Source organism: Morganella sp. GD04133, from assembly GCF_029835375.1.
Lineage (GTDB): Bacteria > Pseudomonadota > Gammaproteobacteria > Enterobacterales > Enterobacteriaceae > Morganella > Morganella morganii_B.
In genome coordinates this window covers 51,826-66,052 of sequence record NZ_JAODZS010000027.1, presented here as the reverse complement: position 1 = coordinate 66,052, position 14,227 = coordinate 51,826, and the positions used below count along the sequence as shown (strand labels likewise).

The window sequence follows — 14,227 nt, the reverse complement described above, 5'->3', positions numbered from 1 at the left end:
TTTAAAACTGAAAACGATACTGAAAAACTGGCTGCGGAAGTGACCTGTTTAAAAGCACTGGTGACATACTTACTGAAAGCGGTCGGCCAGGCAGACGCAGGTCGTATTATCGTCAATATGGAACGCCAGATCAGCGAAATTGATGATGAGCATCTGTCCGGTACATTTAAAGATACCATTGCCCAGATTAAAACAGAGTACCGGAAATAATCTCCGGCCCGGCAATTAATGCTGTCCGGGAATAATGCAACGAATCGCTAAAGAGAAAGTGTACTGTTTGTGTCAGGATGATGTTCCTGTACTAAATACCCTTTCTTTTTTATTTTCGTTTCTGTCCGCACGCTGTTATACAACGTGCGGACTTTTTTTATACTGTACGGTTATTTCTGTTCCGTTTTCACTTCTTTCAGCAGGCGGACAGCAAAGAATCCGAGTATTGCCACACCGGCCACCAGCACACCCCACAGCAGCCAGGTTTTCCAGGCAAACGGTGGCGGGGTTTCCGGTGCAGGCAGTAACTTCGCTTCCCCGCCCAGTGTAACCACTTTTTCTGACACATCCGCCCGCGGAATCGCATCCTGATTATCCAGATTATTGCCCAGCAGAAGCTGGGACAGCGGTAAAAATGCCGCACTGGCATCATGCGCCCCCCACACCAGCAGATAAGGTGCGGAACCCTGCGCGTTAAAGGTCAGATATTGTGCATCTTTAACCCCGGTGACCTTCGGCGGACTATCACGCCAACTACTGTTAATCGCCGTCAGCCGTATCTGGCGGACAGGCAGATCATTGAGCCGGATACTGCTGTTACGGTTTTCCGCATCATCTGATACCAGTGAATAAAGTACTTTGTTACCCAGCGGCAGCCAGTTGCCCTCCGTACCGCTCCGGTACTCTGCCCGCACCGGCAGAACCGTATTCTCCTGCTCAATGCGGAAATCAAGGCGACTGAGATTCTGGCTGTTCGGCAGACTGTAAATCATACTGCCGTCAGTGTCCGCCTCCGGTGTAAAGTCAAAGCGGTTAACTTCACGGCGCTCGGTTGTCCGTGAGCCGATACCTTCCGCGGTTGTAATCTTCGGCGGGGCCAGGTTGTTATCTCCGGTCACGGAAAGCAGCCAGTACTTCGCCCTGCTTTCATCACCGCGGATATAGTCCGGAATTTTTATCTGCTGTGCCAGCAGCACATCCTCACCGGATTTCAGATCCATCAGCGGCACATTGAGGATCACCGGTGACCAGTTCTGTTTGTCATCACTGCTGAACAGTGAGGCTTTGGCCTGTATATTACCGGCCTGCTGCGGCCAGTTCAGTGTGACTTCCCGCAACGGCAGCGGGAGCTGCTGTTTGTTATCCGGCACCAGCAGATACGTCGCGGTGGACGGACGCGCCAGGCTGTCCGCATTATCATTGTAAATCGTCAGTTCCGTGCCGTTATCCGCTTTCAGGCGGATTTTGCGGTGGCCGTCCTGCTCTTCTGCCCGGCTTTGCGACAACGGATAAATCACAAAACGAATGCGCGTACTTTCATCTTTTATCTGTTTTGCCACCGTCAGCGACATCGGCACCGGGGTGCCGGTGCTGTCAAAGATACGGATATCCCGCAGATCCGGCCAGGCACTGTTCAGCCAGACATTATCCGGCACCGTCAGCCGGTAAAACGGTGAATTTTCTGCCTGAAGCTGTAACTCCGCCCCCTGATTAAAATCGTTCAGTGTCTTCGCCGGGGTATCCGCCCGGGAAGGGGTTGTCACCGATACCAGCACCGCCGCCAGGAACACCGCGCCGGTATGCCATTTGCAGCGCAGTGCCGCCTTTTTACCTGTGATCATCCGTTATTTTCCTTATTATTCTGTATGTCAGTGCCCGTTTTCGGCGGTAACGGCGAAAAATATCCCACAACCAGTATCAGCAGTGCCACCCCGATAAAGGCACCGGCTCTGGCAAGCCCGCTGCTCTGATTCATATCAACCACAAAGAGTTTAAGAATCACCACGGCAAAGACAGCCGCCCCGGCCAGCCACAGATGGCGTTTATGCCTGCGGGTTGCGGTGGTCATCAGGATCACGGCAGTCAGTGCCCAGACAATCGCCAGCGTGGTCTGGATAAGGCGGGATTGCAGCAGTGCCGCAGTAGTCCAGGCAGTGCCGTCCGCAAAGGCCAGCGCGCGGATCAGAATACCGTTCGCCCACCAGATACCCAGCGCGGCAACAGCAATACCCAGACCATACACCACATCTGCCCGGAAACGGACTTTCGGTGTGGTCCGTATCAGCGCATCACGCAGGCACCACAATGCAGCGAGCCCGAACAGCCCCGCTTCATCCAGCGGGTTCAGCAGCGGCACATACTGCCAGAGCGACAGCTGACCATCCTGCATATTTCCGGCAAACAGCGCCAGCCCGAGCAACACAGCCAGCGGATAGGCACTCTGCCAGTACAGCGCGGCATGATTATCCATCGGCGGCCAGCGCAGGCGCTGCATGGCGTAAAGCACAAAAAATACGCCGCACGCCGCCAGCATGGCAATAAAGTAGGCCCACTCTTCCATGCCCCACGGCAGTTGTCTTTCCGCCCACAGGACTTCGGCGGCGACCAGTCCGATGACAGTCCAGAGTGACGCGCCGTGCATCAGATTACTGACAATCCGCGGTGCCTGTTCCGGCAGCAGCCGGATAAAGGTGATCATACTGCCGATAATCAGCAGCCAGATAACGCCGCCGTACAGCGAACCGGCCGCATGTGTTCCGGTAAGCATATAGTCACACAGTATCAGCAGACTCACTATCCACAGCGCACTGATGCAGTAATACAACTGAATCCACTGCACTTTACGCGCCAGGAAGAACCAGCTCCAGACCGAGATCACAAGCCCGGTCAGTACATATTCCTCACCGGACAGCCATTCACCCGCCGGTGATAACCACGGCAGCATCCACAGCCACGAGAGCCAGGTGATCATAGCCGGGATAATCAGCAGTCCGGAAATCAGTTTGCTGCGGTTCATCAGGCGGAAATGGTGATGAAGTGCCCCGGCAAGCAGCAACCCGCCCCACTGGAAGATATACATCAGGGTGCTTTGTTCCGACCACCAGATGAAGTCCATACTGTAGAGCAGAGAGGCAAACCCGAGTAATACCAGCCCGGTGGCACTCCAGCCGACAACCCGCTGTTTTTGCAGACAGGCAAACCACAGTATTGCCAGCCCTTCAATCGTCCAGGCCACCGAAGTCCACTGCGGCGACAATGCCAACGGCACGGCCAGTGAGATAAAGCCGATACTGAGCAGCAGGAAGCCAAGCGACAGGCGTTGCCCGTCAGCGCGGAAGCGACGCAGACTGACTACCGTGAGCAGCAGATAAAGCAGTCCGAAGGCCAGTGATGATATTGCGGTACCGAGATAGAACGGCTCCGTAATGGCATATTGCAGGGAAAACGCCAGCACCGGCGGCGCAAACAGCAGTACCGGATCCACCATCCGCTGTTTTCGCCTGTCGTCGGTCATAACATGATGGCGTGCATATTGCTGCGTCATCAGCCCGTAGACCACCAGATTCAGAATAATGAAGATCTGACAGTTCAGGTAATACTCCGGCCGGTAATTATCGATGCCCCAGATCACGCCGACCACAAAGGTAAAGGTAAAACCGACCATATTCAGCACCCGCCAGCCCTGCCGGTAATTCATGACCAGAATGGAGACGGAGAGCATCAGATAATAGGAGAACAGCGCGATATAGTTACCGCTGCCGGTGGAGAGCAGCACCGGTGCCGCATAACCGCCGATCACCGCCAGAACCGCCAGGCTGACAGCGTTTTGTATCACCGCAAAGAAAACCGATGCCAGGCAGATAACCACCATCAGCGCCAGTGCAAAGGCCAGCGGCAGGAACTCATAAAGCTTATAGGCGGCAAATATCGTGATATAAAATGCACCGAGGCTGCCGCCCTGAACTATCAGGCTGTACAGCCGGTTTTTATGACGGACACACCAGCCGATAATAAAGAGTGTCACTGACAATATCGCCGCGCCGATCAGACGGACTTCTGGGGTCAGGATATTATTTTCAATACTGAATTTCAGCAGATACGAAAGGCCGATAAACAGCAGCAGAATACCGATTTTGGCCGGGAGGTTGCCGTTAAGCAGCCATTCGAGAATATTGGCCGCCGGGCTTTTGCGCTCCGGTGCTGCTGTATCCGTCGGGAGCGGCATTGCCGCCGCCGCGATAACCGGTTCCGGTTCAGAAACAGGATCTGGTTCCGGCTCTGGCACCGGTTCATACTGCACTTCCCGCTCCGGCTGTAACGGGATCGCCTCAGACAGCGCAGCAGCCTGAACAGTGCTTTCCGTCGCTGGCTGACCGCCGGTCAGGGCATCCAGCTCGCGGCGCAGTGATTCCGTTTCCTCTGTCAGAACGCTGACCTGCAACTTCAGCAGCGTTGTGCGCCGCAGCGCCGCAACAGCAATAAACGGCGTCACAACAATGAGCGCCACTAACACAAAACCCCAGAAGAGTAATGAATCCATGTTCATCCTGTTTTTCAGTCTTTAACGTAGAGTGCAGATAATTTTTAATTTCCGTTATCTCACATACTGCCTGTTATGCTGCTAAAAAGCAGGTGAATAAATCCGGGTATTTAACAAATACCATAAAATACTGTTTTATCCCGTTAATCCATTGTTAAAACACCGGAAACATCTGCGGACACACGGATTTCACACCTGTTTTGACTGAAAATCATTTTTCCGGATTTTAAATATTGACTGTTATCACAAAAAGGGGCAATTTTGGGATACAGATCACAACAATATAAGGACACTCATTATGCGATTTTTAGCCCGCTTCTTAAAAGAGTTAGACAACGTCACCGCGTCCTTCTGTGTGGTCGCGTTTTACCGCAACCGTCTCTGACGGACAGGCTGAGCATTTTTTTGCTGTACCGTTTCAAATAAAATTTAGTTTAAATGTTAAATTTAATTTGTAAGAAAGATTGACACTCATCAACAAAGTGCTAAAGTTATGTCATCGAATTGTGAGAACACAATAAACAAGAACGCAATTATGTTACCTGCAATAAAAAATATCAGACGTTTTATCTCAGAGCTCAATAAAATCGCCCGTATTATATTCTGAAGATAAACGCACATCGTTTTCAGGCTCCCTCTGCGGAGCCTTATTTTTTTCTGCCTGTACCCCATCCTCCTCTGAAAGGTTTATACTGACCGCATTATTTTTTATGCAATAAGGAGCAACTGTCGTTATGCAACATGACATCCAGCGTCTCAGAAGAATTCGCCAGACCCCGCAGATGCGTGATCTGTTCCGGGAAACCACATTAAGCCTCAATGACCTCGCGTTACCGATTTTTGTCGAAGAAGGCGCCGATGACTATAAAGCCATCGACAGTATGCCGGGCGTGATGCGCATTCCGGAAAAGCGGCTGGCCTATGAAATCGAGCGGATCGCCAATGCCGGGATTAAATCCGTGATGACATTCGGTGTTTCACATCACCTGGATGCAACCGGCAGTGATGCCTGGGCGGAAGATGGCCTGGTGGCGCGGATGTCCCGTATCTGCAAAGAGACGGTGCCTGAAATGGTGGTGATGTCCGATACCTGTTTCTGTGAATACACCAGCCACGGGCACTGCGGTGTGGTGCATGACGGCGTGGTGGATAATGACGAAACCCTGCATAATCTCGGGTTACAGGCGGTGGTTGCCGCGCAGGCGGGTGCTGACTTTATCGCCCCTTCTGCCGCCCAGGACGGTCAGGTCCGGGCTATCCGTCTGGCACTGGATGCCGCTGGGTTCCATCAGACCGGAATTGTGTCCTACTCCACCAAATTCGCTTCTGCCCTTTACGGCCCGTTCCGTGATGCTGCCGGTTCCTGTCTGAAAGGCGACCGCAAAACCTATCAGATGGATCCGATGAACCGCCGCGAAGCCATCCGTGAATCCCTGATCGATGAGCAGGAAGGTGCGGATATGCTGATGGTCAAACCGGCCGGGGCTTATCTGGATATTTTGCGTGATGTGCGTGAGCGTTCAAATCTGCCGCTGGCGGCCTACCAGGTGAGCGGTGAATACGCAATGATCAAACTGGCTGCACAGGCCGGTGCGATTGATGAAACCCGCGTTGCACTGGAAACCCTCGGCTCCATCAAACGTGCAGGGGCGGATTTAATCTTCAGTTATTTCGCCCTGAGCCTGGCAGAGAATAAGATCCTGAGCTGATAAGCTGAATTATCCTCTTTGCTGAAAAATCCCGGTTCGCCGGGATTTTTTTGTGCGGTGACGCTTCCGGTACAGGCCGCAGATATATCATCAGGATAGTTTTTCTTCCAGAAATGCCTTCAGCACTTTTGCCTGGTTATGCTCTTTATCTTTTGCCGCAAACAACAGTGTCAGATTGCCCTGCACCGCTTTTGCCACCAGTGGTTGCCAGCTTTGCGGCCTGCTCTCAAGCTCCTCACGGTAGCGCCGTTCAAACTCCGCAAACTGATCACTGTTAGCGTGGAACCACTTGCGTAATTCTGTATCCGGCGCAACATCCTTATTCCATTCATCGTAATTCAGATCGGTTTTTTTAATTCCGCGCGGCCACAGCCGGTCAACCAGTACCCGGTAACCGTCACTTTCTGCGACCTCATCATAAACCCGTTTGCAGAAAATCATATTGCTGCTCCTTTAACCTGTTTTTCATGCGCCAGTAACCAGGCTTTGCGGTCCATCCCGCCGGCATAGCCGGTCAGTTCACCATTTTTGCCGGTAACACGGTGACACGGCACCAGCACGGAAACCGGATTCATCCCGTTGGCCCGCCCGACAGCCCGGACAGCACGCGGGCTGGATAACAACTCAGCCAGCATACTGTAAGTAACCGTACAGCCAAACGGCACGGACAGCAAAGCATCCCAGACTTTTTGCTGAAAAGATGTTCCCGGCAGCACCAGCGGAACCGTAAATTCTGTCAGTTTACCGGCAAAATAGTCCTGCAATTGTGACTCCAGCAGCGCAAGGTGAGGATGATTTCCGTCTGTTACCGGCATGTTCAGCCGGGCAGAGACCCGCTGTAAGGTATCTTCGCGGCAGTTGTCTTCCGTAAATTCCAGAAAACAAACACCCTGCTCCGTTGCTGCTGCTGACATGTCACCCAGTACTGTGCTGAATTGTGTACGAAATATCATCAATATTCCTTTGTTCTCCGTATATCACCGGCAGATGTACCGTTTTCTTTACGAAACTGTCTATTTTATGAGTTAAAATTGATTTTATTATGCTCAACTTCTTTTGAGTGAAAACTTGATTGAACTCACACTAATGAGTAAAGTACATCCCATCGATACAGTACATTGACTGTACCATTTTAGATTAACAGATAAACACGTTCACCTGAGTATTGAACATTATTTTCAGAAATAATGGAGGAATTGTTATGGCTAAATTAATTAAATCCACAAAAACAACTTTCGATCGTATTACCACTGCAGTTATGACAATTTCTGTACCGCGTTTCTTTTAATTAATACGCGACAAATTGCCGGTGCCGCTGTGTTTATGCGGCACAAAAAAATCGACAGCCTGATGCTGTCGATTTTTTTATTGATGTTATTCCGTAAAATAACCGGTCACTGCGCGCTATTTGCGATATCCGGCACTTTTGCCAGATCGGCTGCAATTTTAACGGTTTCATCAAGATACGCATCCGGCCCTTCATAATCTTTCGGCAGTGCCTCGAGATTCGCCAGCGGTTTCTTACCTTCACGGGCATAACGTTCATTAATCCGTTTCAGCCTGATCCCTTCCAGTTCTTTGTCTTCCTTATCACGCTTCGCATAATTCAGGGAAATAATATACTGTGTCGGTTTATTGGCTTTAAACCGTGCCAGATCTTCGTAAATATACGCGAATTCCGGATCGGTTTTTGAGCGTTCCTGATATTTCTGTGCCAGTTCAGGTATCGCTTTACGGATAATATCCGTCTGTGAATACTGTGCCGGGGCAATGCTGTCCCACGGCAGTGCGTTATCCTCGAAACTTTCACCAATATCGTCGTTATCAAAGCCGGTCGGCATAATAATATCAGGCGTTACCCCTTTGCGCTGGGTACTGCCGCCGTTAATACGGTAAAATTTCTGGATAGTATATTGCACAGAGCCCAGATCCGGCCATTCAGGGCGCAGCATCTGGTCGTAAATACGGCTGACCGGACGGTGCTGCTGCACAGTACCTTTACCGAAGGTCGGCTCACCGACAATCAGCGCACGGCCGTAATCCTGCATTGCCGCAGCGAAAATCTCAGACGCGGATGCGCTCAGGCGGTCAACCATCACCACCAGCGGACCTTTGTAATAGATAACATCATCGCTGTCCGCATCTTCACGGACACGACCGTTATTATCCCGCACCTGCACCACCGGACCACTGGAGATAAACAGACCGGACAAATCCACCGCTTCTGTCAGTGCGCCGCCGCCATTACCACGCAGATCGATAATGACCGCATCCACTTTCTCTTTTGCCAGTTTCTGCAACTGCGTTTTGGTGTCATTGGTCAGACCCACATAGAAGCCCGGAATATTGAGCACCGCGACTTTCTGGTCACCGACCTGTTTGATAGTCATTTTCACCGCTCTGTCTTCCAGGCGGATCTGCTCACGGGTCAGGGTCACAATACGTGGCTTGGCCCCTTTGGTATCACCCAGCACTTCCAGGCGGACTTTGCTGCCTTTGGCACCCTTGATTTGTGATACCACATCATCCAGACGCCAGCCGACCACATCCACCATCGGCTTGCCTGCCTGACCGACAGCCAGAATTTTATCCCCGACCGCCAGTTCCTTGCTCTTCAGCGCAGGACCACCGGCGACCAGTGAATTAATCACGGTGTAATCATCATCCATCCGCAGCACAGCACCGATGCCTTCCAGAGACAGGCTCATTTCAGAGTTAAACTGCTCGGTATTGCGCGGAGAGAGATAACTGGTGTGCGGATCAATCTCACGGGCAAACGCGGTCATGATCAGCTGGAAAACATCCTCACTTTTCGTCTGCGTCAGACGTTTAAGCGCATAGGTATAGCGCTTGGTGAGGGTTTCTTTGATTTCATTGTCATCTTTGCCGGACAGTTTCAGGGTCAGCCAGTCATATTTGACTTTGGCATCCCACAGTTTGTCCAGCTCGGCTTCTGTCTGCGGCCACGGTGCTTTGCTGCGGTCCACATCAATGACATCGTCGCCGTCAAAATTCATCGGCTGTTTCAGGCGGTTCAATGCGTACTGAAAGCGCTCAAAACGGCGTTTTTGTGACAGGTTAAACAGGTCGTATAACGGCTGTAACTCCCCTTTGCGGAGATAGTTGCCGACATCTGCTTTGTTTTTACTGAATTTCGCCACATCAGACGCCAAAAAGACGTTATGGCTGTAATCCAGCAGATTCAGATAGCGTTCCAGAATTTTCGCTGAAAATTCCGGGTCCAGCTGAAACTGGCGGTAATGGGAATGCAGAAACCGGGATGTCACACGTTCACTGACCGTGGAGTGCTCCGGTGCCTGCTGAGTATCCGGCAGCTGGCTGATTTTGACATCCGGCAGCGCTGTGGTGCCGGTTCTTGCCATCGCATTGCCGGTTAAACTGAATCCGATGAGCAACGCCAGGGGTAAAAATTTGTTCATGCCTCGGTTGACTCCGTATCAGAATTTTAAGTGTTCCGCACGCACGATCATTGCCAACCCTGAAGGCAGCTGAACACGTACACCATCTTTTGTGATCTCGAGAACCTGCGCATCCATAACGCCGGAACCGACTGTCACCTTCAGTTGCTGCCCCACCTTCAGTGCCTGAATATCAGTAATTGGTGTCAGTGCAGACTGAGATTCGGGACGGGGTGCCCGTGGTTTACGTGGTGCATCGGCGGATTTCGGCGACGGAGCTTTACCGGTACGCGGCGCTTTAGGCTTATCCGTACGGCTGCGGCGGGAGTCAGCGGCGGCTTTGTCTGCCGGGCGCGGTTTTTTCTCACCCTCCTGCTCACGTTTCTGCGCACGCTGCGCCTGGACTCTGGCTTTCGCTTCCGTTAACTGAGTGCGGGCATGTTCAACATGTTCCGCTTCCAGATCGCCGCAATCGTTACCATCCAGATCAACACGTTTGGCCCCTTCTTTGACGCCGTACAGATAGCGCCAGCTGGAGGTGTACATCCGCAGTGCGGTACGTAACTGTGTTTTACTGATACCATCTTCTTCAGTGATACGACTGACGATATCGCGGAAGATGCCGATTTTCAGCGGACGGGCCTCGCCTTCTGCCACAAAGCATTGCGGGAAGCGCTGAGCCAAAAATGAAATAATTTCTTTACTGCTATTCAACTTGGGTTGATTTTCCATGAATTTTCCTGATTACAACGGTGCTTTGCCAACCAGCAGGCATGAACAGGCGTCATTATAATAGTGTTACAGACAAATGCTATGCTCCCGGAGGCCTAACTTGCGATCATTTCACGATATTTCGGCATAAAGCACGTTGCCAGATGTACGCAGAGCGCGTCATTCAAGGCTTTAAGACCAATTTCATCATTATTATCAAAACGATTAAAAACCGGGCTGTCGATATCCAGCACGCCGATAATCTGACCATTTACGATAAGCGGCAACACAATTTCTGAGTTACTGGCCGAATCACAGGCAATATGTCCGGCAAAATCATGCACATCATCCACCCGGATAACCTGCCCCTGAGCAACCGCCGTTCCGCAGACACCACGGCCAACCGGAATACGGACACAGGCCACTTTTCCCTGGAACGGCCCCAGTACGAGAGTATCCCCCTGAAGGAGATAAAATCCGGCCCAGTTTATCTGTTCCAGCTCGTCAAAAAGGACGGCACTGACATTAGACAGTGTCGCGATGACATCTTTCTCATCACTGATAAGCGATGTTAAACGGCGGGTTAAATCCTGATAAAACGCGAGTTTATTCATGTGTCACACTACAGTTACGGGTTAATTATCCGGTTAAAGTAATGTTTAATTTATATCAAATAACGGGGCTGCCCTATAGGATTATTACAAATCCTTGCGCATTTTTCGTGAAAATGAGGGAAAAAACGGCGGGGATAAAAAAGAGACCGGATAAAGTCCTCTATCCGGTCCAGGGAAAAAGGCTCATAGCGAGCCGTGCGCTAAAATTGCCATTGAAAATATCGTACAACCTACATGATTAAGATTAGTCGGTTTGGTTACATATGCAAAATATTTATTTATCAAATCGTTAGCATGTATCTGATTTAAATGGCTTATATTTCAGTTGGTTAATTAATAACCGAATATTAATCGTTAAATTTCATAATTAATATGTGTTATTTATCACCACACAGCGCACCGGCAGCTTCAATGATCGGGGTAAGATCCATGCATTTTTCCGCGTCTCCGGTTTGTTTTAATGTGATAACTGAGAGATCAGTCACCTTTATTTTTTGCTCTTTTGCCTGTTGTGCTGCCACATCATTCAGCGGATACGACATCAGTGTGGACGGATTAATCACCCACAGTGCATTTCCGTCCCGGCAGTTGATCATCACTTCCTCACGGGTAAACGGCCACTTTTCACCAAACTCAAACTTGCTGATGGTTTTCAGCGGCGCAGCCTGTGCCGCACCTGCCAGTAAAAGAGGAATTAATGCCAGAGCTTTCTTCATAGTGTGTCCCGGTTGTCAGCCTGCCCGGCGTTATGCAGGCTGATAAGTTGCAAAAATCGCCACCATTAAAATGGCCAGTGTGCCGAGAATTATCTCAACCCAGCTGTTAATCATCAACAGGCGGAAGCGGCCTGATTGTGCGATTTTCGGTACCACCGCATAACGGTTTATCACCGCCAGCAGCACCATCGTCAGCACCAGCCCGGTTTTCAGCCATAACAGTGCCTGATAATCACTGCCGCTCCACTGCGGCCAGTCCGGCAACAGCAGCATAGTGCTGATAAGGCCGGTTACCAGTACCAGAAAGACAGCGAGATGCCCCAGGTTTGAAAAACGGATCAGGGTTGCCACCACGTCTTTCGGCAGTCCCTCTGCGAGGGTATCACGCCGCAACAATATAAGCAGGCAGACCAGGAACGGCCACAACCCGCCGAACCAGTAAGCGGCACTGAGCAGATGAACAACCTGATTAAGCTGATAGAGCCGCCCTGTCCAGCCGCTGTACAGCATGCCGTGGCCGGTAAACGCATGCAGCACCAGCATCACTGCGGCACAGCTAAGAAACAGACCGCTTTGCGCCCGTCCGGACGGCAGCAGCAGCCCGCTGCAGAGAATAACGGCAAGCACCAGCTGCCAGCGCCAGATCTCCCCGAAAGAGGTGGAAAGCACCGCGAGGATAATCTCCGGGTCCCGCATATCCGCCCAGCCGTCCCCCATCAGTGCCGCCTGTAACAGCAGCCAGAGGAACGTTGTCAGGACGGTAAACACGGCTGCACTGCGGGCAGTATGACGCAGACGGGCCCGCAGCAGCAGTGCCGCCCGGTTACCGGACAGCAGAACAGTAAACAGGCCGCAGCCCGCAAGGAGCATTACGGCCGTAAAATGAATGAAGCGGCAGATAATCAGCAGCGCTTCCGGTGTCAGTTCCATAACCGGCTTATTTCACCGTAAACTGATAGTCACCATTAGTTTTGTGCCCGTCAACAGAAACCACTTTCCATTCAACGTGATAGATACCGGCCGGCAGCGTTTCTGTCAGCGGCAGGATCAGACGGGTATCATTCCCTTCGGCCAGTTCCGGTTTTCCGGCAGCAACCGGTTTATTCTGTGCATCTTTCACACTGATTTTACTGAATTTCAGTTCAATCCCTTCGGAAAAGTCCAGAGAGATATTTTCCGGTGAACCGGTCACCGCAGTATCTGCCGCCGGAACCAGGGTTTTGACATGAGCGTGAGCGAATGCCTGCTGGCCGGATAAACCGACAAATAAAACAACAACAGCAGATAATTTGCGCCAGTGCGCGGTCAGGTTGGTTAACATAATGGTATGCCTCATTTTTGCAGGTGATGTAATTATGCGGGATATACTAGCGCAACCGGGGGCATTGCGGAAACCTTCACAGGCCGGAGAGTGTTTTTTGTGATCGGTAACACAAATAAAAACCACACAAATATCAGTCTATTATGATAATTGTGTGGTTATATTATAAATAACAGTGCTGTTAAAAATGATTAGCTTGCTGATGGTTCACTTGCCATACGGCCCAGATCTTTATCCAGCAGAAACATCGATTTACCACTGTCACCCACCATCGCAAATTTATCGAGGACAGATTTAAACAGTTTTTCTTCTTCGTGCTGTTCAGCCACATACCACTGCAGGAAGTTAAACGTGGAGTAATCCTGTGAGGTCAGCGCGGCATGCACCAGTTTATTAATTTCATCAGTAATTAATTTTTCATGTTTCAGCGTCAGGGTGAAAACCTCACTCACTGAACCGAATTCAGTCGGTGGTGCATCAATGGCCCCCAGCAGCGGCATTGCCCCGGTATCGCTGAGATAATTAAACAAGCGCTGCATATGCTCCATTTCTTCTGCTGCATGCGCTTTTAAAAATGCGGCAGCACCTTCGTAGCCTTTATCAGCACACCATGCGCTCATCTGTAAATATAAATTTGAGGAATAAAATTCGAGATTCAGCTGGGCATTCAGTTGGTCAACCATATCCGGCTTTAACATATACAGGCTCCTGTGCAGTCGTTTATTTCATCATCTGCGGTCATTATGCACACTCCTGCCGGGAAGAAAAGTGCTATTTAATAAATTCACAACATATTGAAAACAAAATGATTTTGTAAAGATAATCAGAATTAATCGTATTCTCTTTATGAGAAGACTGAATACCCCTCAATCCGGGCTTGCAGTCAGGCGGCAGCTCAGTTAAGTTAAGGCCGTCAGCCGTTACAGGAGCATATCGTGGGTTATAATCTTGCCGAACTCAGCCAGGAAGAGATGGATAAAATCAATGCGGATTTAGCCGCATCCGGTGTCGCGTTTAAAGAGCGCTATAATATGCCGGTAATTGCCGAGCAGGTGCAGCAGACTCTGCCGGAATCCCTGCGCGCCTATTTTGCCGAACGTCTGGTGTTTTACCGTCAGCGCAGTGCCGGATTATCCCGCCTGCCGTATGAGCCGAACGCCAAACGCTGAATACAGAAAAGGCGTGCTGCTGCACGCCTTTTTACAG

Annotated in this window: 14 protein-coding genes; 3 read left to right on the top strand and 11 right to left on the bottom strand. The window is 50.8% G+C overall.

The window, feature by feature from the left end; genetic code table 11:
• The coding region (locus N7387_RS14440; protein ID WP_279799849.1) for a DUF2594 family protein at window positions 1-210 on the top strand (210 nt) is incomplete at its 5' end.
• 170 nt (window positions 211-380) lie between these two features.
• Here N7387_RS14440 and N7387_RS14435 read toward each other — a convergent pair.
• Both N7387_RS14435 and N7387_RS14430 read right to left on the bottom strand, forming a co-directional pair.
• Window positions 381-1,832, bottom strand: coding sequence for a DUF3999 domain-containing protein (locus tag N7387_RS14435; protein ID WP_279799847.1), 1,452 nt, complete (start codon window positions 1,830-1,832; stop codon window positions 381-383).
• Window positions 1,829-4,531: a DUF2339 domain-containing protein gene (locus tag N7387_RS14430; protein ID WP_279799845.1), complete on the bottom strand. Its 2,703-nt coding sequence runs from the start codon at window positions 4,529-4,531 to the stop codon at window positions 1,829-1,831. The genes N7387_RS14435 and N7387_RS14430 overlap by 4 nt, the downstream gene beginning before the upstream one ends.
• Before the next feature lie 734 nt (window positions 4,532-5,265).
• Between N7387_RS14430 and hemB the strand changes: the two genes are divergently transcribed.
• On the top strand, window positions 5,266-6,240 hold the full coding sequence (hemB, locus tag N7387_RS14425; RefSeq protein ID WP_262883015.1) for a porphobilinogen synthase: 975 nt from the start codon (window positions 5,266-5,268) through the stop codon (window positions 6,238-6,240).
• A gap of 90 nt (window positions 6,241-6,330) precedes the next feature.
• Here hemB and N7387_RS14420 read toward each other — a convergent pair whose 3' ends face one another.
• From N7387_RS14420 to ftnA, 9 genes are all read right to left on the bottom strand, one after another.
• Window positions 6,331-6,681, bottom strand: a complete 351-nt coding sequence (locus tag N7387_RS14420; protein WP_279799843.1) for a DUF488 domain-containing protein — start codon at window positions 6,679-6,681, stop codon at window positions 6,331-6,333.
• On the bottom strand, window positions 6,678-7,193 hold the full coding sequence (locus tag N7387_RS14415) for a methylated-DNA--[protein]-cysteine S-methyltransferase (RefSeq protein WP_279799841.1): 516 nt from the start codon (window positions 7,191-7,193) through the stop codon (window positions 6,678-6,680). The genes N7387_RS14420 and N7387_RS14415 overlap by 4 nt, the downstream gene beginning before the upstream one ends.
• A gap of 441 nt (window positions 7,194-7,634) precedes the next feature.
• Window positions 7,635-9,680 carry a carboxy terminal-processing peptidase gene (prc, locus tag N7387_RS14410; protein WP_262861234.1) on the bottom strand — a complete coding sequence of 682 codons (2,046 nt, stop codon included), beginning with the start codon at window positions 9,678-9,680 and terminating at the stop codon, window positions 7,635-7,637.
• Between the two features lie 18 nt (window positions 9,681-9,698).
• Window positions 9,699-10,391 carry an RNA chaperone ProQ gene (gene proQ, locus N7387_RS14405; protein WP_262861235.1) on the bottom strand — a complete coding sequence of 231 codons (693 nt, stop codon included), beginning with the start codon at window positions 10,389-10,391 and terminating at the stop codon, window positions 9,699-9,701.
• A gap of 95 nt (window positions 10,392-10,486) precedes the next feature.
• Window positions 10,487-10,984 carry a GAF domain-containing protein gene (locus N7387_RS14400; protein ID WP_025154126.1) on the bottom strand — a complete coding sequence of 166 codons (498 nt, stop codon included), beginning with the start codon at window positions 10,982-10,984 and terminating at the stop codon, window positions 10,487-10,489.
• 377 nt (window positions 10,985-11,361) lie between these two features.
• Window positions 11,362-11,700, bottom strand: coding sequence for a YebY family protein (locus tag N7387_RS14395; RefSeq protein WP_279799837.1), 339 nt, complete (start codon window positions 11,698-11,700; stop codon window positions 11,362-11,364).
• 30 nt (window positions 11,701-11,730) lie between these two features.
• Window positions 11,731-12,630 (bottom strand): copper homeostasis membrane protein CopD, encoded by a 900-nt coding sequence (copD, locus tag N7387_RS14390; RefSeq protein ID WP_279799835.1) that lies wholly within the window; start codon window positions 12,628-12,630, stop codon window positions 11,731-11,733.
• A 7-nt stretch (window positions 12,631-12,637) separates the two neighbouring features.
• On the bottom strand, window positions 12,638-13,021 hold the full coding sequence (copC, locus tag N7387_RS14385; protein WP_262883018.1) for a copper homeostasis periplasmic binding protein CopC: 384 nt from the start codon (window positions 13,019-13,021) through the stop codon (window positions 12,638-12,640).
• A gap of 191 nt (window positions 13,022-13,212) precedes the next feature.
• Window positions 13,213-13,719, bottom strand: coding sequence for a non-heme ferritin (gene ftnA / locus N7387_RS14380; RefSeq protein WP_262861653.1), 507 nt, complete (start codon window positions 13,717-13,719; stop codon window positions 13,213-13,215).
• 237 nt (window positions 13,720-13,956) lie between these two features.
• Here ftnA and N7387_RS14375 point away from each other — a divergent pair, with 237 nt between their 5' ends.
• The gene (locus tag N7387_RS14375) at window positions 13,957-14,190 is read left to right on the top strand and encodes a DNA polymerase III subunit theta (RefSeq protein WP_025154120.1); all 234 of its coding nucleotides are present in this window, start codon (window positions 13,957-13,959) and stop codon (window positions 14,188-14,190) included.
• Window positions 14,191-14,227: the final 37 nt, after the last annotated feature.